Source organism: Sorangium sp. So ce887, from assembly GCF_051521455.1.
In the GTDB taxonomy this organism is placed as follows: Bacteria; Myxococcota_A; Polyangia; order Polyangiales; family Polyangiaceae; genus Sorangium.
Genome location: NZ_CP150354.1, coordinates 7,004,372 through 7,022,537, shown reverse-complemented (window position 1 = coordinate 7,022,537; position 18,166 = coordinate 7,004,372). Strand labels below are relative to the sequence as shown.

Below are 18,166 nucleotides of genomic sequence, written 5' to 3'. Positions count from 1 at the left end.
CGCGCATGGGCGGGCGGGGCGGAGCGAGCCGATCTCGTGGAGCTCAGTGCACGAAGCCCTTGCCGCGGACCTTCCTCTTGACCTTCTTCTCTCTGGCCACGCGCGCGTCCGCCGCAGCGGCCCGGGGCACGGTCGCGCCGCGCGGGGCGCCTTCGAGCGGCCCCAGCGCCAGCAGGGGGGCGGCGTCGCGCGCGACGCCTTCGGACGGCGCCAGCACCTCGCCCGGCATGGGGCAGCCACCGTTGATCCAGGCGACGACCACGTCGCGGTAGGTCCTGTCCCTCCTGTCGGGCGACATCGCCTGGAACGCCTTGGACATCGGGCCGTTCCCCGAGAGCATCTGCATGACCAGCGCGCTCCGGCCTGCCGACCAGGGCACCACCCAGCCGTTGCTCGGCTCCGCGAGCACCTGCATGAGCGTCCGCGTGCGCGCGTCGACCTCCTCGGGCCTCTCGGGCAGCTTCCCGGCCGGCTCGCCGGGCCGCTCGAACCACGATGACAGCGATTTCACCGCGCACTCGCCCGGCTTCGCGCCCGGTCCGGCGAGGAGCACGCCGTGACCCCCCGCGCCGACCTGCCGCTCGCGGAAGGTGTCGAGCAGCCGGGCCATGGCGAGGCCCGCGTCGTACTTCTCCACGGGCGGCTCCTTGTCCGCCCGGGGGCGCGCCCCGGGCGGCTCCTCGTCCGCGAGGGCGCGCGTCCACGCCTTCCACACCTCGATCTGCTCGTCGGTGAAGACCTTGTACATGGGCCCTCCGAAGCGCGTGAGCCGGAAGAACGGGCTCAGCTCCGGCTCGCCGTCGACGATCATGCCCGAGCGCCGCAGCTCCTCGAGCAGGCCCTTGGGATTGTCGAACCAGTTGTTCAGCAGGTTCGGGCCGAGGCGCTTGGTCCCGTGGTTGCGGTTCGCATAAGGCCTCTTCTGCTCGATGATCGCGACGACCTGCGACTCCAGGGACGCGAGCCTTTTCAAGCTCCTCCTCACCTCCATCTTCTCCTCCATGTCCTCGAACAGCGTGCTCGTGGTCGCGAAGGCCACGTAGCCGTTCCAGATCCGCCGCCAGGCCTCCTGCACCGCCTCCTCGCCGCCCTGGACCCGCGCGTTGTCGAGGTAAAGCTCCACCGCGGTCCTGGCCTGGCCGCCGTGGCCAGAGACGGCGTTGTCGATGGCGATGTGCAGCTCGTAGAAGTGCGGATCGATCCCGTAGCTCCGGAGCTGCTTCCGCGTGACGACGAGCGCGGGAGCCTCCCACTCGAGCTGGAGCGTCATGCCCAGGATCTCGGGGAGGAAGTCCTCCGAGAACTGGGATATGGCGAGCTGGAAGACCCCCACCGTGTAGGCGGAGTCGAGCATCTTCGGGTTCTGCGCGTAGGCCTCCGACTCGACGGGCGGCAGGTAGAAACCGACGCTCTGGAGCAGCGACGTGTAGATGTTGCAGTGGTTCTTCGCCGGATCGCCGTTGCCGACCTCGTCGGACCAGATGGAGAAGAGGAGGGCGTGGACCTCGTCGATCGGGCCGGCGCGCGGCACGTTGCGCAGCCAGGCGCCGTCGAGCTGGTTGAACGGCGCGAACTGGTAGAGGCGATCGAGCATGTCCTCGTACGACTGGATCACCTCGTCGGTGGTCGGGTCGTAACTCGCGCCTTCGTTGACGAGCGCGTCGTAGATCGCCTCGAGCCGGGCGCTGAACGCCTCTTTGCTGTATCTGAAGGGCCGGTGGCTCGGCTTGCAGTCCGGAGCCCGCTGCACCGCCTCGGCCTGGGCGAGGAAGTCGAGCGCGAGCTCCCGCGCCTTGGGCAAGAAAGCCCGGTTCTGTTCGATGTTGAGCAGGATGTTGAACCACTCCCGGTGGTTCTCCGGGACGTTGCGGCCCACGAAGGGAGCGCGCTCGGTCTCGACGAAGACCTCGTCGCCGTTCCGGCCCTGCTTTCGCACCATGAAGCCGAGCTGGTGCCAGAGCTCGACCATATCGTTGTCCCCGGCGAAGGAGCTCGGCCAATCGTCGTCGTCGCCGTTCGGGCGGAGGCCGCGATCCCAGGGCGCGCGGCCGTCGAGCAGCTCGAGCAAGGTGCCAGGGGCGTCCTGGGCGCGGACGCGCGCCGAGACGCGCTCGAACTCCGCCTCGGTGGCGACGTCATCGGGCCGCTGCGCGGGCCACCAGTGCGTTTTGCACTCGTAGAAGTCCGCCTGCCACGGGACGGCCATGCGCTTCGTGACGTCGCCAGGCCCGAAGGAGGGCGACAGCCGGAACGGGTCGGCCCACGACCGCCGGTCCGCGGCGATGTAGGTCATCTCGATGCCCGGGTAGAAGGGCGCGCCGACGCACCGCTCGAGGGCCGCGCGGTCGAGGGCCTCCGGCTGCTCGTCGACAGGGTAGCTCTCGAGTTGCGCCCTCGGCGCCGGGCGATCCCCCGGCGTGAAGTCCCCCTCGGCCCAGCGGCGGAGGATCTCGTACTGGCTCGGGAGCACGGTCATCCAGGTCGCCGGTTTGCCCTGCTCGGGCGCGCCGTCGTCGCCGCCCAGGATCGGCATGAATTGCTCGCAAGCCTGGTCCCTGGCGAGCGGCGTGTCGACGGGCGTCCACGCCGGCGCTGCCCCGACCCGAGCAGGGGCGAAGAAGGCGATGCCATCGGAGGCGGGTGGGGCGGGCGCCGGGAGGTTGTCCGGGTGGAAACGGACCGCGGCCGGGTTGCGGATGCGCTTGAAGATCGCCTGGCGGAGCGGGGCTGACTCGACCCCTGGGCTGGCGAGCTGTTGCTCGACCTTCGGGTCGAGGAAATCGCCGCGGCGCCCGGGGCCGTGGCCGCGCAGCGCGTTCGCGTTGACCCAGCGCAGCTCGGCGATGCGCCGGAGGATCGGCAGGACGTCGCGGTAAAAGGAGACCTCCGCCGGTGGGGTGGGGGACCATGCCTCGCGCGCGACGTCGTGGAGCGTCACGATGTTGGTGAGGTCGGGCGCGAAGTCCGGCGGGGCGACGAGGACATGGGCATTGCCGCGCACCTCGATCAGACGGTCGTCCGCCACGACGGTGGCGCTCACCGGTCCGTCGGAGATGTCGTCGTACCAGCCCACGTTGTTGGCGTAGTTGTTGAGTAGCGGCTCCTTCGCCGTCTCCGGATTGCCGACGGGGTTGTCCGGGAGCGCCGAGGCCGACTTGCCGAAGCCGCCGAGGACGAGCAGGCGGCCCTCCGCGTCCGTCTGCAGCTCGCCGAGGGGGACGTTCCTCGTCTCGTACTTGCCTTCTCCGAGAGGGAAACGGAAGGTGCCGCTGTCGAAGCGGTGCTTCGCGCCGCGCGCGCACGTTCCGGTGATCTCGCGCGGCCCTGGTCGGATCTCGAGGCCCGCGCGATCCTCGCCCTGGACATCGGGGTTGCGGTCTCCCTCCGTCGGATCGATATACTTGTCGGCAAAGCGGGTGAAAGACGCCTTCTTGTTGGCGAGCTCGACACGCCACGTGATCGTCGCGTGGGCCGCGGTCAGCTCGCCGAGGGCGCGGCCCGTGGCGTCGTAGGCATAGATGCGGAAGCGGGCAGCCTGGCGCTTGACGCGGCCCTGGGCGTCCTTGTAGCCGCCCGGGACGGTGGCGGGCGCGCCCGGGTTCTCCGGGCCGATGAAGAAGGCCTCCGGGCTGTTGCCGACCCGGGCGATGCCGATCCCCGGGTAGATCTTGCAATAAGCGATCGCGCTCGTATCCATCGTCTCCCCTTCAACGACCTCGAGCACCCGCGGTGACGTGTGTCGTCGCCGGAGGCGCCTCGCGACAGCGGCTCTCCGGCGCGCCCGCCGCTCGATCGGGTCGTCCTCGGCGACAGCCATACCACGGCCACGCTGCCGCGAGCTCGACCCTACGCGCCGCTTGACAGGCGGTGAGGGGGCCGCGTAGGTTCGAGGCACACAGCCGGATCCTCTGTCTGTTGCGAGGGGTGGGCGCCTATGCAGCCGTCAGAAAACGGGTGTGCGGTCGCGGTGGCCGTGGCGGCAGCAGAAGCCGCTCCGGCGTCGAGCGGTACGACGCTCGGCTGGGATGGGCCGCCGGTCGCGCTGCTGCACTCCAGCCGCTCTCCGGTCATCCCTGGCTATGAGCTCGTGGAAGAGCTGGGCCGGGGAGCGATGGGCGTCGTCTACCGGGCCCGGCAGCTCTCGCTGGATCGGTTCGTCGCATTGAAGGTGATCCTCGCCGGGAAGCACGCCGGCCCGAGGCAGCTCGCGAGGTTTCGTATCGAGGCCAAGGCGCTGGCGTCGCTGAGCCACCCGAACATCGTGCAGATCTACGATGTCGGCGAGGCCGAAGGGATCCCCTATTTCGCGCTCGAGCTCGTGGAGGGAGAGACGCTGGAGCGGAGGCTCGAGCGGGGAGCGTGGTCGGTGCGCGAGGCGGCGCGGCTGGTGCGGACGCTGGCGGAGGCGATGGCCGCCGCCCACCAGCGGGGCATCGTCCACCGCGATCTCAAGCCCAGCAACGTCCTGCTCGCGGGCGACGGCTCGCCCAAGATCAGCGATTTCGGGGTGGCCAAACGGCTGGAGGGCGGCGCTGGAGAGACGCAGACCGGAGACATGATCGGCACGCCCCTCTACATGGCTCCGGAGCAGGCCCAGGGCCGCCGCGCGGCGATCGGCCCCGCGGCCGACGTCTACTCGCTGGGGGCCATCCTGTACGAGCTGCTCGCCGGCCGCCCGCCCTTCGTCGGGAATGGGCTCGTCGACCTCCTCCACAAGGTGCTTTTGGAGCCGCCGGTGCCCCCGAGCCGCCTGCAGAGCGGCATCTCGCTCGACATCGAGGGGATCTGCCTCAAGTGCCTCGAGAAGGAGCCGCACCAGCGCTACCCCAGCGCGGCCGCGGTCGCCGAGGATCTCGAGCGCTTCCTCAAGGGCGCGCCGGTCCGCGGGCGCCCGCGCTCGACGTGGGAGCGCCTGGAGGCAGAGCTCTACTTCAAGAACATCGCCCTGGCCGAGCGCGAGTGGGCGGGTGGCCAGATGCAGCGCCTGGACGATCTGCTCAACGCGTGCCCCGCGCCGCTGCGCGGCTGGGAGTGGCACTGTCTCCTCGGGCTCAGCCAGGGCAAGCTGCTCACGGTGCGCGGCCACGAAGACGTCATCTACTGCGTCACCTTCAGCCCGGATGGGCGTCAATTCGCCACGTCGAGCGACGATCAGACGGTCCGCATCTGGGACGCGGTGACGGGCTCGCCGGTCCGGATCTTCCGCGGTCACACCGATCAGGTCTACGCCATGCGCTTCAGCCCGGACGGCGAGCGCCTGGCCGCCGCCAGCCAGGAGGGCATCGTCCGCGTCTGGGACGTCCGCGATGGCTCGACGGTGCACCTCTTCCAGGGCCACACCGACGTCGTGGTGAGCGTCAGCTATAGCCCGGATGGGCGCCTCATCGCGTCGGCGAGCGACGATCACACAGTGAAGCTCTGGGACGCCGACACGGGGAGCGAGATCCGCACCTTGCACGGCCACACGGACATGGTGAACAGCGCGGTCTTCAGCGCGGACGGGCAGCTCGTCGCCTCGGCCAGCTACGACCAGACGGTGAGGGTGTGGGACGTCGCGACCGGCCAGGAGCGGTATCGCCTGTGCGGTCACTCCGCGTTCGTGTGGGCGCTGGCCTTCAGTCCGGATGGGCGCCATCTGGCCTCCGGAGGCGGAGACAAGATCATCCGGATCTGGGACGCCACGATGGGGCAAGAGGTGCGCGCCCTGCGCGGGCACAGCGGCGGCGTCTTCAGCCTCGTCTTCAGCTCGGACGGGACGCGCCTCGTCTCGGGCAGCGGGGACAAGACGGTGCGTATCTGGGACACGGCCACGGGCCAGGAGGCGCTGACGTTGCGCGCGCACACCGATACGGTGAACTGCGTGGCCTTCAACCGTGACAGCTCGCTGCTCGCGTCGGCGAGCGACGATCGCACGGTGCGCGTGTGGAGCGCGGCGACGTCCGACGCGGCCAACGACGCTGTGCCGATGACGCTGCACGGCCACGACGCGAGCGTCCATGCCGTGGCGTTCAGCCCGAGCGGGCGGCGGATCGCGTCGGCCGGCGAGGATCGGGCGGTGCGGCTGTGGGACGCGGATCAGGGGGAGTGCCTCTGGAGCGTGTCCAGGCACGCCGCGCTGGTGACCAGCGTGGCGTTCAGCCCCGACGGTCGGGTCCTGGCGTCCGCGAGCGCCGACAAGACGATCGCCCTCTGGGATACGGAAGGCATGGGCGGACTGCCCATCTGCACGCTCCGGGGGCACACCGATCGCGTCTACGGCGTGGCGTTCAGCCCCGATGGCCGCGCCATCGCCTCCTGTGGCTGGGACCGGACGGTCCGCGTGTGGGACGTGGCCTCGGGCGAGACAAGGCACGTGCTCCGCGGACACACAAACTGGATCTGGAGCGTCGCCATCAGCGCCGACGGACGGCTCCTCGCGTCGGCGAGCACGGACTGGAGCGTGCGCTTGTGGAGCCTGGCCACCGGGGAGGAGATTCGCGCCCTGCGCGGACACACGCTGAAGGTCCTCGGGGTGACCTTCAGCCCCGATGGGCGGCGCGTCGCCTCCGCGAGCGCGGACCAGACGGTGAGGGTCTGGGAGGCGGAGACCGGCGCCGAGGTCTGCGCCCTGCGCGGGCACACCGAGCGCGTCTACAGGGTCGCGTTCAGCCCGGATGGCCGCTACCTCGCCTCGGCGAGCGAGGACCAGACGGTGAGGGTCTGGGACGTCGCTGCTTGCCGGGAGCTACGCACCTTTCGCGGGCACACCCAGGCCGTCAACCACGTCGTCTTCAGCCCCGACGGGCGCCGGCTCGCCTCCGCCAGCGATGATGGGACGATCAAGGTCTGGGAGGCGGCGTCGCGCTGAGATCGAGGCGCAGGAGGACGGCTGCATGGCATCGGCAGGGGCCGGCGCGGACGCGCTCCCGCACAGGCGGCTGCGCGACGGTGCGCCGGGGCTCCCGCGAGACGATTGCCGCCCGCACGGGGCGGTGCTCAGCTCCGGGTATGCGATGGCGTATGGCTTGTGTGGGGCTGTGTGGGACTTTGCTGCTCGGAGGCGCAGCGTGTGGCGGTGATGGGGAGCCGCCGGCCGCGTCTGGCGCGGGCGGCGCAGGTGCAGGCGGCACGGGCGCGGGTGGGGGCAGCACGAGCGCGGGGGGAACGGGCGCGGGCGGCGAGGGGGGAACAGGCGCGGGCGGCGAGGGGGGAACAGGCGCGGGCGGCGAGGGGGGAACGGGCGCGGGCGGCGAGGGGGGCTGTGCGCCGACTCCGATCACGACGGTGGCGTGCGCCGATCTCACGGACATGACAGGACAGTGGTCCGCGTTTGCAGAGGACGGCGCGATCACGTCGATCACGCAGCCGGACGGCGGGGTGAACGGCACGTTCGTGCAGGCGGACACGCAGGCTGCCTTCGCGTTTCACCTGCGCTTCGAGCCGGAGTTCCCTGTCGACGCGAGCGCCGCGACGTCGTTGCAGCTCGCGGTGCGCGCGAACAACACGAGCGGCTTCGGTTGGCAGATCAACTCGCCCGTGCTCGTCGTCGAGGACCAGGACGGGGCACAGCGGATCTACACGCCGGGGTCGGTCCTCCTGCCCGTCGATGGAATCGCGTGGCGCCTGCTCTCGGTGCCGGTCGCGGGAGGCGACGGGTGGACGGTGGAGGGGCCCGCGATCGACATGGCGCGCGTGTCCGCCATCGAGATCCGCACCGATACATGGGACGCGGGCTTCTCGCTGTCGGTGGACGCGCTCTCGTTCAAGCAGGAAGGGGAAAGTTGCGCCGTGTCGTGCCCGTCGGGCTGCTCCGGCCGCGGCGCGTGCGAACCTCTGTCGCTGGGCTGCTCGTGCGAGATCGGGGCGACGGGGCCCGATTGCGGCGAGTGCGCCGAGGGCTTCGTCGAGAAGGACGGCGCCTGTGCCCTGCAGGACGACGGCGTCCATGCGGAGTGGCCCAATCCCACGAGCCGCGCCAACAGCGATCCGTGGATCGCAGCGCACCACGACGAGATCGAGGTGCTGAGGCCGCGGCTCCTGGTGCTGCACTTCCCGAACCCGTCGGACCCGGCCACGTCCACGATCGTGTCCGACGTCGTCGCCGGCTTCTCCGACGGCTCGCGGTTCCATGCCTACAGGGACGCCGAGGCGGCCCCGCAGCTCGTCTACCAGATCGACAAGGTGGTCGATCTGCGCGACGGCGTGAACGGCCGGCCGCCGGCGCCGCCCGACTATCCCTACGAGAACAGCACGCTGTACCCGCGCAAGAGCACGCCGGACGGCCTGGTGCTCGATTACGGGGCGTTCTTCTCCGAGGAGTTCGCCGAGCTCTACGGGTATTCAGATCCCGACGAGCCGGGGCAGTTCCTGGACCTCTGCGCGCTCCTGGATCGCGGGCTCGTGCACGAGGTCTGGATGGTCGGGTCGGGCGACGTACCGGACGCTCCGGCGTTCGAGGTGCTGGAGAACAAGCAGCGTTACACGGCGTCGGGCACCAGGATCGCGGGCGCGTTCGAGAGGTGCGCGGGCAACGGCTGCTTCGAGCCGGACGTGCCCTTCTGCGGCCGCAGCGTGCGTATCGGCTTCGTCAACTACACGCGTGGCCCGGGCTGCTACATGCACTCGCAGGGGCACGGCCTGGAGTCGGCCGCGGCGCATGGCGTGGCGCCGGGGCTCTCGGAGTGGTTCGCGCCGTTCGCCGCCTTCGACCTCGACAGGAAATATGGGTTGCCGTTCTCCAGCCTGTACGGCCTCGACTGCGCGACGCCGCCTTGCGTGGAGCTCCCCGGCCCCACGGAGGCGGTCTTCACGGCCGGCGACGAGAGGTTCGAGGTCGAGCCGTACGACGCAGTCTGCGGCAATGTCCACTTCCCGCCCAATGGCCGCGCTCACTACGATTACGCGCCTTCCGGCGAGGTGATGTCGTCGTGCGCCGCGTTCGGCGAGAACGGCCTGGCGTGCGGCGTCGACGAGACGGAGGCGGTCACGACGGAGACGTGGGCCGCCTACGAGGCGCTGCACGGCGACTGCGGCGGCGGGTTCTTGACGTGGTGGTACCAGTCCATGCCCGCGTTCGGCGCCGCGAAGACGTTCGCGGACGGCCGTCGGATGAAGAGCGTGTGGCCGTATCTGTTCTACTGAGCGCTCGCGGCCGGACCGAGACGGATTCGCCAGGTTCGTCGACCTCGACCTTCAGTCACATTCGTACTTCCACATGCAGACGCCCTGTTCGTCCGTGACGCCGGGCGCGTGGGGCAGGTGCCAGCACGTCATCCCATCCGGGCACGTGGTGCTCTCGTCGCAGGGCAACGAGCAAATACGCGATACCGTACTACCGCGGAGAGATCCCCGCGATCCTGCAGGCGAGCTCGGAGAGCACCGTCACGGCCGCGCCGTACCCGCCGGCGTCCTCGGAGCTCGCGTTGCCCTGAAGGCTCCGCCTGTAGACTCCCTGGGCGATCGCGGCGAGGCGGAAGACGCCGAAGGCCATGAAGTACGGCCACGCCTCGATGCCATCGCGACAGGAGAGCTTGCAGTAAGCGGCGACCATCTCGTCCTCGGTCGGGATCCCGAGCGACGCGACATCGACCCCGGCGAGACCGCCGCGGCCGGGGAGGTTGATGTGATAGCCCATGCAGGCGTACGCGAGATCGCTCACCGGATGGCCGAGCGTGGAGAGCTCCCAGTCGAGCGTCGCGATCGCCTCGGGGCGAGAGCCGGACGAAAAGACGAGGTTGTCGATCCGGTAGTCGCCGTGGACGAGCGTTGTCTCGTCGTTCGCCGGGACGTTGGCGGCGAGCCAGCGCATCAGCGCCTCCATCGCCGGCACCTCGCCCGTGCGCGAGGCGTCGTACTGCTTCGACCAGCGGTCGACCTGCCGCGCGACGAAGCCGCCCACCTTGCCATAGTCCGCGAGCCCCACGGCGGCGTAGTCGACGCGATGGAGCGCCGCGAGGACACGGATGTATTCTGTATAGATCGCGCGGCGCTCTCCGGCGGTCCCGACCTCGGGCAGGGTCGGATCCCAGAAGATCCGCCCGTCGGCGTACCGCATGACGAAGAACGGCGTGCCGAGCACCGAGCCGTCCTCGCAGAGGGCGAGCGCGTCCGGAACGGGCACCTCCGCGTCGCGGAGAGCGCGCATGACCCGGTATTCCCGCTCGACGGCGTGTGCGGAGGGAAGGAGCTTGCCAGGCGGCTTCTTTCGCAGGACGAGCTCGAGATCTCCGCCGGCCCCGCCGTCGACGCCCACCCAGTAGGTCGGGTTCGACTGGCCGCCCTTGAACTGGGCGACGGTCACGGTGCCTCCCGCGCAGCCCTCGACGTGCTCGGTGAGCCAGCGACCGAGGGCCGCTTCGTCGATCCGGTGCGCCTCGCGGGGCGCGCGTGTGTGGGTCGGCGGGGTGAGGGCCATCGCGCGTCCGAACCTATCACGCAGCCCTCCGGCCTCCTATACTGCCGCCGTGACGATCTCCTTCGATCTGCCCCCCGAGCTGGCCGAGCTCCGCGGCCGAGTGCGCGCGTTCGTCGACGCGCACGTCATCCCGAGCGAGACTTCGATCCTCGAGGAGGATCGCGCGCGACGGAAGGACACGCTGACGGCGCTCCGCGCGCGGGCGCGGGCCGAGGGGCTCTTCGTTCCGCACCTGCCCGCGGAGCACGGCGGGCTGGGGCTCGGCATCATGGGCATGTGCGCGCTCTTTCGCGAGATGGGCCGCTCTCCGCTCGGCGCGGCCTGCTTCAACTGCGATGCGCCGGATCAGGGCAACATGGACCTCCTGCTCAAGACGGCCTCTCCCGCGATCCGCGCCAGGTACCTCGCGCCGCTCGCTCGGGCCGAGATCACGAGCGGCTTCTCGATGACCGAGCCCGCCCCCGGTGCCGGCGCCGATCCGTCGAACCTGCGCACGAAGGCGACCCGGGTCGACGGCGGCTGGGTGATCGATGGCCACAAGTGGTACACGACAGGCGGCGGCGACGCGGCGTTCCTCATCGTGATGGCGCGGACATCCGACGATCCTCGCACCGGCGCGACGATGTTCGTCGTCGATCGTCACGCCGAGGGCGTCGAGCACGTGCGCGACATCCCCGTGATGAGCCCGCCGATGCTCGCGCACCGCGAGGCCGAGCTCCGCTTCCACGCCGTACGCGTCGGCGACGACGCGGTCCTCGGCGGCGTCGGCGAGGGCTTCCTCCTGGCGCAGCGGCGCCTCGTGCCGGCGCGCCTCACGCACTGCATGCGCTGGCTCGGCTGGGCCGACCGCGCGCTCGCGATGTGCCGCGAGTACGTCCTCACGCGGGAGAGCTTCGGCAAGACGCTCGCGCACCACCAGATGATCCAGAAGAAGATCGCCGACGCGGCGTCGGGCATCCACGCCGGCAACCTGATGACGCTGCACTGCGCGGCGATGCTCGAGCAAGGCAAGGAGAAGGAGGCGCGACCCTACTCATCGATGGCGAAAAACCACGTCGCGCGGCTCCTCTGCCAGGTGCTCGATGACGCGATCCAGATGCACGGCTCGCTCGGATACAGCGAGGACATGCCGTTCTCGCTCTGGTACCGCTTCGCCCGCGCCGCTCGCATCGCCGACGGCCCGGACGAGGTTCACGACGTCGTCGTCGCGCGTGACTTCCTGCGAGGCGCGTTGACGACGCTGATCTGAGAGGGCACCCGAGGTCCTTTCACCCCCTCGATGCGGAGGGGCGAGCGCGCGGGACAGCCGCTTGCGTGCGGGGGCTCACCGGCCGGACCGGACCGGGGTTGACCGGACCTGACCGGACCCGACCCGGGTTGAGGTGACCGGACCCGACCCGGGTTGAGGTGACCGGACCCGACCCGGGTTGAGGTGCCCGGACCCGACCCGGGTTGAGGTGCCCGCGGCCCCGACCCGGGTTGAGGTGCTCGCGGCCCCGACCCGGGTTGAGGTGACCGGTCCCGACCCGGGTTGAGGTGACCGGTCCCGACCCGGGTTGAGGTGACCGGTCCCGACCCGGGTTGAGGTGACCGCGGCCCCGACCCGGGTTGAGGTGACCCGGGTTAGGTGACCCGACCCGGGTTGAGGTGCCCGCGGCCCCGACCCGGGTTGAGGTGACCCGGGTTGAGGTGACCCTCCCGGGTTGAGGTGACCCGGGCTAGGTGACCCGACCCGGGTTGAGGTGACCGGACCCGGCCACCCGGGTTGAGGTGCCCGGACCCGGCCACCCGGGTTGAGGTGCCCGGACCCGGCCACCCGGGTTGAGCTGAGCCCACATCATCCCATCACAACAGCATAATTGCAAAATTCTCTCGTTGTCGCAATTTTGCCGACCCCGCACAAAAGCGCGCCCGCCCCGTCGATCGCGCGCCCCCTCGTTCGTCGTGACGGTAGTGGCAGGGCTCAGCCGGTCGAGACCGTCCGGGCGCCCCGCATCCCACCCGAAGGAGACACGACGATGCGATTCATCATCACCGCAGCACCTGGCACCAACGAAGCGAAGGCGGAGGCGGATGGGCCTCCGGACGACGAGCTCTTCGCCGCGTACATGAAATTCAACGAGGAGATGATGAAGGCCGGCGTGCTGGTCGCGTCCGAGGGGCTCAACCCCGGCGGGGCCCGCGCCCGCGTCGGCATCTCCGGGGGGAAGCGCACCGTCCTCGACGGGCCCTTCGTCGAGACGAAGGAGCTGGTCGGCGGCTTCTACCTGATCGAGGTCAGCTCCAAGGAAGAGGCCATCGAATGGGCCTTGCGCTGCCCCGTCGGGTTCGGGAGCGCCGAGGTGCTCACGATCCAGCAGATGACCGAGCTCTCCGACATCCCCCCGCGGTACAGGGAGATCATCGCCGACGTGGCGCCGACGTGGAGCGCGTCGTTCTCGAGGGCGCGGTAGGCCCAGCGACCGCACCCACGCTCACGCGGACGTCGCCGCAAGCGCGCCCCGCGATGTCGTACGAACACGGACCCACACGGTCATGAGCGGAGCTCGATCTCCAGCGATGAGCTCCGCATCCCCGTCCGGCTCAAGGCGCCTTGAGCTTTTCCTTCACCCACCGCCCCGACTCGGTCAGCTGCCCATCTGACCACGGGCCGCCCGTGCTCGCCCCGGGCCTCAGCGCGGCGCAGGCCTCCGCCTTGTCGACGATGGACCAGTTGAGCCAGCTGATGTTGTTGCTGTTCAGGAAGTCGAGCCACCTCTGCGCCTCGCCGAGATCCAGCGCGCCGCTCCCGCTGGCGTTGCAGGTGCCCCACTCGGTCACGAACAGCGGGAGCCCCGCGGCCATCGCGTTCCTCGCCTTGGTGCGCAGCGCATCTTTGTGCGTGGTGGCATAGAAGTGCAGCGTGTAGGCGACGTTGTCGTCGCTCGTGATCGGGTTCCTGGCGGCCACGTCCACGTCCTGCGACCAGGTCGGCGTCCCGACGATCACGAGGTTGTCGGAGCCGGCGTTGCGGATCACGCCGATCACCTCCTCGGCATACGACTTCACCTCTGCCCAGCTCTCGTTGTCCGGCTCGTTGAAGATCTCGAAGATCACCGCGGGCTCATCGCCGTACTCCGTGGCCATCTCCCGGAAGAAGCGCTTTGCTGCCTCCTTGTTCGGAGCCTGGGCCGCGTTGTGATCGTGCCAGTCGATGATCACGTAGATGCCCTTGGCGATGGCGGCGTTGACGATCGCTCGGACCTTGTTCTTCTCCGCCTCCGGGCTATGGATGTAGCCGAGTCCCGACATGCTGACGGCCATCGCGGCGCGGACGATGGTCGCATCCCAGTCGTCCACGAGCGTGTTCACGGCGGAAGCGTTGTAGAACTTCTCTCCCTCCCAGATGCTCCAGAACATGCTCATGCCCTTGAGCTGGAGCTCTTCCCCGTACTCATCGACGACGCGGTTGCCCATCACGCGGAGGCGGCCGTGCCGCTCGACCGGCGTTCCGGTGGTCGGGCCTGTCCCGGTCGAGGTCGTCGAGGTCACGCTGCTGGAGCTGGAGGTCACGGCCGACGTGGAGGAATCGCCGCCGCCCATGCCGCCGGCGCCGCCGCCCGAGGAGGCGGACGTGGAGGTCACGGCCGACGTGGAGGAATCGCCGCCGCCCATGCCGCCGGCGCCGCCGCCCGAGGAGGCGGACGTGGAGGTCACGCTCGACGTGGAGGAATCGCCGCCGCCCGAGGAGGCCGACGTGGATGCCACGGTGGATGCGTCGCCGCCGCCCGTGCCGCCGGAACCGCCCATGCCGCCGCCCGAGGAGGCCGACGTGGACGCCACGGTGGATGCGTCGCCGCCGCCTGTTCCGCCGGCGCCGCCCGTTCCGCCGGCGCCGCCCGTTCCGCCGGCGCCGCCTGTTCCGCCGGCGCCGCCTGTTCCGCCGGCGCCGCCCGTTCCGCCGGCGCCGCCCGTTCCGCCGGCGCCGCCCGTTCCGCTGCCCGAGGACGTCGAGGTCGACGTGGACGCGTCGCCGCTGCCTCCCGAGGACGTCGATGTCGTCGAGTCGCCGCCCCCTGATGCCGAGTCCCCCGACGAGCCATTACAGCCGAGCAGCATCATCGCCGGCAGCGCGAGATGCAGAAAGCCGCGCGTCCACCTCGGCCCAGCGAACAGTCCAGTCGTCACATCGTGGCTCATTGTACTCTCCAAGGAAGGCTCTCGATCGAAGCGCCCGGCATCGCGCAAGGGGTGTCAAGCAGGCGCATCAGCAAAGAAGACAGCTTCGCTGCATAGCAGGCCCACCCCGAGGGGTGAAGGTAAAAGTGGGAGAGCCATCGATTCGGTCACACAGGTCGCACCGGCCGCCGGGCGCCCGTGGCCCTATGCGCGGCGGAGGATCTCGTCCAGCGCGTGCTCCAGCCGGCGCTCGACCTCGGGGTCGTCGAGTACGGGCGTGATCTCCTCGGGCACCACGCGCGCGCGCATGATGATCCGCGCATAGATGAACGCATCGCGCGCGCTCGGAGGATCCTTGTCGCCGAGACAGGAACGGAGCAGCTGGTAGGCTCTGCCCTTCACCACGCCTCCGTTGCTCGCGCGCGCTCGACCGTGGCAAGGATCCGGCGCACCGCGGCAGAGGCGGTCTCGTGCGCCGCCAGCGCGTCCCGCACGACGTGCGCCGCCCTGGCGGCGGCTCTCTCGTCGAGCGTGCCTTGCAGCACGCCCTCGGCGAGGCGGATGAGCGGGCTGATCTCGACCATGTCCCGCGCGAGGGAGCGCGTCGCCAGGGCGATCTCGGCGGCCGTCTCGGCCGAGCACGAGCGCGAAAGGAGCATCGCGTCCTCGGCCAGCTCCGTCGCGATCGCGAACATGTCCCTGTAGCAGTCGACCGCCGCGCGCAGGTCGGCCGGGCTCAGCGACGCCGGGGGCGCCTCCGGCAGCGTCGCCGCGGCGCTCTGCGCTTCGGCGATCACCGGAGCGATGGCCGCGAGCGCGTGCTCCAGCGTGCGCGCGGTCTGCTCGAACCGCGCGAGGCGCTCCTTCACGGTACGGCTCGGCGGCGGCGCGTCGCTCTCCAGGGCCTCGATCCGCGCGCCGACCTCGGCGGCGAGCCGCTCGAGGCCCTCGAGTACGCGCGGGCCGAACCCGCGGGGGACGACGTCGAGCACGCAGAACGAGCCGACCACGTGCCGGCGCACCCGGATGGGCACCCCCGCATAGGCGCGGATGCCGTAACGCTCGACGAGCTCCTTGGGCACGCGCTCGTCGTGCACCGCATCCTCGACGATGAGCGGCGCCTCCTGGCGGACCACGAGCTGACAGAAAGAGCTGCTCCGCGAGGTCGCGCAGCTCACGCACAGCTCCGGCGGCAGGCCGCGGTGCGCGCGGAACAGCTGGATGTGGCGGACGATCAAGCTCACCAGCGCCATCGGCGCCTGGGCGAGCTCGGCCGCACGCTCCACGCAGGAGTCGAGAATGGCGTCCGCGTCGTCGCGCAGCAGCACCTGGTGCAGCTCGGCGAGGCGCGCGGGATCGTTCAGATCGGCCATGAGGAGGTGCTCTTGCTCGGGCGAGAGAGAGGGGGCGAGCGCGGATTCTGCCTCGAGCGCCGCCAGGAAGCAGCCGCGCTTTTCGCGGAGCTTACCGCAACCGAGCGCTGGCGCCGCACCCGCCGGGCTCAGCCGATGGGTGGAGACACGACGCGCTGCCGATCCCCCGGGTTGCCCCGGCTCACGCGTGCACCTGGACGACCGAGACGCCGAGTTGGCCGAGCACATGGCGGAGCGCGGCGCGCAGCGTGCTGAACGTGCGCAGCTCGCCGAGCTCGACGCCGAGGCCCACCAGCGTCCTGCTCACCGCGGGCGAGATGCCGGAGAGCGCGCACGTGGTCCCGAGCAGGCGGGTGGCCCGCACCAGCTTGAGCAGGTGGTTCGCGGTCGCCGTGTCCACGATGTCGACCCCGGTGAGGTCCACGATGGTGAACCGCGCCCTGCGCGCGCTGACGGCCTCGAGGAGCGCGGTCATCATCTCGGCCGCGCGGACGCTGTCGATCACGCCGATGATCGGCATCGTGAGCACCCCGTCCCAGATCTCGATGATCGGCGTCACCAGGGAGTGGATGGTCCGCTGCTGGCGCTCGATGAGGTGCTGCTGCTCCTTCAGCGCCAGCTCGTGGCGCCGCCGCTCCCGCTCGGCCGTGATATCGGTCTGGATGGCCACGAAGCTCGTCACCTGGCCCGACGCGTCGCGCACCGGCGTGAGCGCCATGCGCATCCAGGCGCGCGCGCCGCCGTCGCGCTCGGCCGGGAACTCGACCGAGATCTCCCGGCGCTCGGCGACCGCGCGCGCGAGCTGCTCGGCCGCGACCGCGTCGGCGACGTTGCCCACGAGCCGCCGGAACGAGGCGCCCAGGAGCTCGGCCACAGGCCGACCGGACAGGCGCGCGAAGGCGGCGTTCACGTACGTGACGGGCAGCTCCTCCGCGTCGCTCGCCGCGACGAGGATGCCCTGGGAGGCCGCGCCGATCGCCTGCTCCAGGAGCTGCCGGTCCCGCTCGGCGCGCCTCCTGTCCGTGATGTCCCGCGAGACGCCGACCGTGCCGATCACCTCGCCTCCGGCGCCCCGCAGGGGGGATTTGACCGTGGTCAGCGTCCGGACCGCGCCGTCGTGGCGCGTGGCCGGCTCCTCCTCGATGACCAGCCGATCGCCGGTCTCGAACACGCGCTGGTCGTCCCTCACGTACTGCTGCGTGAAGTCAGGCTCGGTGCGCGGCGAGTCGACCAGGCCGTGGAGCTCCGCGTTGCTCATGCCGTAGAGATCGCGGAACGCCTTGTTGGCCCAGAGCAGCTTCGACCTCGGACCCTTGACGAGGACCATGTCCTCGATGACGTCGAGGATCTGTTGATAGACCTCCTCCGCGAGGAAGCTCTCGGCCGCGCTCGCCTGTCGGCCGGTGATGTCCTCGAAGACGCCGTACGCCAGGTCGTCTCGGCCGTACGTCGACGCGCGGAGCGAGAGCAGGCGCGTCGAGCCGTCGCCGCGGAGCACGCGACACTCGAGGTCCGCCGTCGAGGGGCCGGGGAAGAGGCCGCCGAGCGTCGAGCGCACCTGCGCGCGATCCGTCTCGACGACGATCTCGTCGAGCGGCTTGCCGCTGAGATCCAGGGCGGACCGGCCGAGCGCCCGCGCGCACGCCGCGTTCCACTTCACCAGCCGACCCTCGGCCGTCACGACGCAGAAGGGCTGCTGGCAGGCCTCGAAGAACAACTCGAAGGAAGGCTGCGCTGTCGGTTGCGTGCTCATAGACCTCGCTCGCTGGGGCAGACTCACCCACAGGGCTGTGCTGTTCCGCGGCGCATCGATCTCCACAGACACGATGGGATCGATGCGCCTGTCCCTGTGTATACCAGCAGGCCATCGCTTCGATAGCGTCATTTATAATGTCGGCAGATACGTTCTCGTCGTATTGCCGGTATCACCAGTATCGCCGGTATCACCGGCATTGCCGGTGTTCCCGATCAGTTCCTGACGTAATGCGAGGGCGCGCTCGTCCTGTGTCGAGGCGCCGGCCACACCGCGTCGCGGTGGCCCGTCCGCGAGGGGCGCGTCCGCGCTGGACACGCTCGTCACGAGGTCCATGCGTCGCGCTGCGCCACACCGGGGCGGAGCTCCGCGCCGCCTGCCGGCTTTCTCCTCCAGCAGGTCGTCAGACCCGAGTCGAGGTATGCGCACTTGACAGGTCGAGTGCTCCTGCGCCGCTCTCGACTGCCGCTCTCGGCCCCCGTGGTCATC

The 18,166-nt window shown here is 70.4% G+C and carries 10 protein-coding genes; 4 read left to right on the top strand and 6 right to left on the bottom strand.

The window, feature by feature from the left end; translation table 11 throughout:
• Nucleotides 1–43: 43 nt before the first annotated feature.
• Nucleotides 44–3,697: a LodA/GoxA family CTQ-dependent oxidase gene (locus WMF36_RS25980; RefSeq protein WP_437573449.1), complete on the bottom strand. Its 3,654-nt coding sequence runs from the start codon at nucleotides 3,695–3,697 to the stop codon at nucleotides 44–46.
• A gap of 237 nt (nucleotides 3,698–3,934) precedes the next feature.
• Here WMF36_RS25980 and WMF36_RS25975 point away from each other — a divergent pair, with 237 nt between their 5' ends.
• Both WMF36_RS25975 and WMF36_RS25970 read left to right on the top strand, forming a co-directional pair.
• A complete protein-coding gene (locus tag WMF36_RS25975; protein ID WP_437573448.1) occupies nucleotides 3,935–6,847 on the top strand; it encodes a WD40 repeat domain-containing serine/threonine protein kinase in 2,913 nt (970 codons plus the stop codon).
• Between the two features lie 179 nt (nucleotides 6,848–7,026).
• Nucleotides 7,027–9,120 carry a calcium-binding EGF-like domain-containing protein gene (locus tag WMF36_RS25970; protein ID WP_437573447.1) on the top strand — a complete coding sequence of 698 codons (2,094 nt, stop codon included), beginning with the start codon at nucleotides 7,027–7,029 and terminating at the stop codon, nucleotides 9,118–9,120.
• A 190-nt stretch (nucleotides 9,121–9,310) separates the two neighbouring features.
• Here WMF36_RS25970 and WMF36_RS25965 read toward each other — a convergent pair whose 3' ends face one another.
• On the bottom strand, nucleotides 9,311–10,393 hold the full coding sequence (locus tag WMF36_RS25965) for a phosphotransferase family protein (protein WP_437573446.1): 1,083 nt from the start codon (nucleotides 10,391–10,393) through the stop codon (nucleotides 9,311–9,313).
• 49 nt (nucleotides 10,394–10,442) lie between these two features.
• On the opposite strand from WMF36_RS25965, the gene WMF36_RS25960 reads away from it, so the two are divergent.
• Complete coding sequence (locus WMF36_RS25960; protein ID WP_437573444.1) at nucleotides 10,443–11,642, top strand: acyl-CoA dehydrogenase family protein; 1,200 nt, start codon at nucleotides 10,443–10,445, stop codon at nucleotides 11,640–11,642.
• A gap of 769 nt (nucleotides 11,643–12,411) precedes the next feature.
• Nucleotides 12,412–12,846 carry a YciI family protein gene (locus WMF36_RS25955; protein ID WP_437573442.1) on the top strand — a complete coding sequence of 145 codons (435 nt, stop codon included), beginning with the start codon at nucleotides 12,412–12,414 and terminating at the stop codon, nucleotides 12,844–12,846.
• Nucleotides 12,847–12,976: 130 nt separating this feature from the next.
• On the opposite strand, the gene WMF36_RS25950 is transcribed toward WMF36_RS25955, so the two are convergent.
• From WMF36_RS25950 to WMF36_RS25935, 4 genes are all read right to left on the bottom strand, one after another.
• Nucleotides 12,977–14,560: a glycoside hydrolase family 5 protein gene (locus WMF36_RS25950; RefSeq protein WP_437573441.1), complete on the bottom strand. Its 1,584-nt coding sequence runs from the start codon at nucleotides 14,558–14,560 to the stop codon at nucleotides 12,977–12,979.
• Between the two features lie 195 nt (nucleotides 14,561–14,755).
• Nucleotides 14,756–14,956 carry a hypothetical protein gene (locus WMF36_RS25945; RefSeq protein WP_437573440.1) on the bottom strand — a complete coding sequence of 67 codons (201 nt, stop codon included), beginning with the start codon at nucleotides 14,954–14,956 and terminating at the stop codon, nucleotides 14,756–14,758.
• Nucleotides 14,950–15,924, bottom strand: a complete 975-nt coding sequence (locus WMF36_RS25940) for a GAF domain-containing protein (protein ID WP_437573439.1) — start codon at nucleotides 15,922–15,924, stop codon at nucleotides 14,950–14,952. Before WMF36_RS25940 ends, WMF36_RS25945 begins: the two co-directional genes overlap by 7 nt.
• Before the next feature lie 181 nt (nucleotides 15,925–16,105).
• Nucleotides 16,106–17,677, bottom strand: a complete 1,572-nt coding sequence (locus WMF36_RS25935; RefSeq protein WP_437573438.1) for a PAS domain-containing protein — start codon at nucleotides 17,675–17,677, stop codon at nucleotides 16,106–16,108.
• Nucleotides 17,678–18,166 lie beyond the last annotated feature (489 nt).

Coding starts and splice junctions, on each gene's coding strand:
- WMF36_RS25980 (WP_437573449.1), bottom strand. CDS start 3,697: ATGGATACGAGCGCGATCGCTTATTGCAAGATCTACCCGGGGATCGGC.
- WMF36_RS25975 (WP_437573448.1), top strand. CDS start 3,935: ATGCAGCCGTCAGAAAACGGGTGTGCGGTCGCGGTGGCCGTGGCGGCA.
- WMF36_RS25965 (WP_437573446.1), bottom strand. CDS start 10,393: ATGGCCCTCACCCCGCCGACCCACACACGCGCGCCCCGCGAGGCGCAC.
- WMF36_RS25955 (WP_437573442.1), top strand. CDS start 12,412: ATGCGATTCATCATCACCGCAGCACCTGGCACCAACGAAGCGAAGGCG.
- WMF36_RS25940 (WP_437573439.1), bottom strand. CDS start 15,924: ATGGCCGATCTGAACGATCCCGCGCGCCTCGCCGAGCTGCACCAGGTG.
- WMF36_RS25935 (WP_437573438.1), bottom strand. CDS start 17,677: ATGAGCACGCAACCGACAGCGCAGCCTTCCTTCGAGTTGTTCTTCGAG.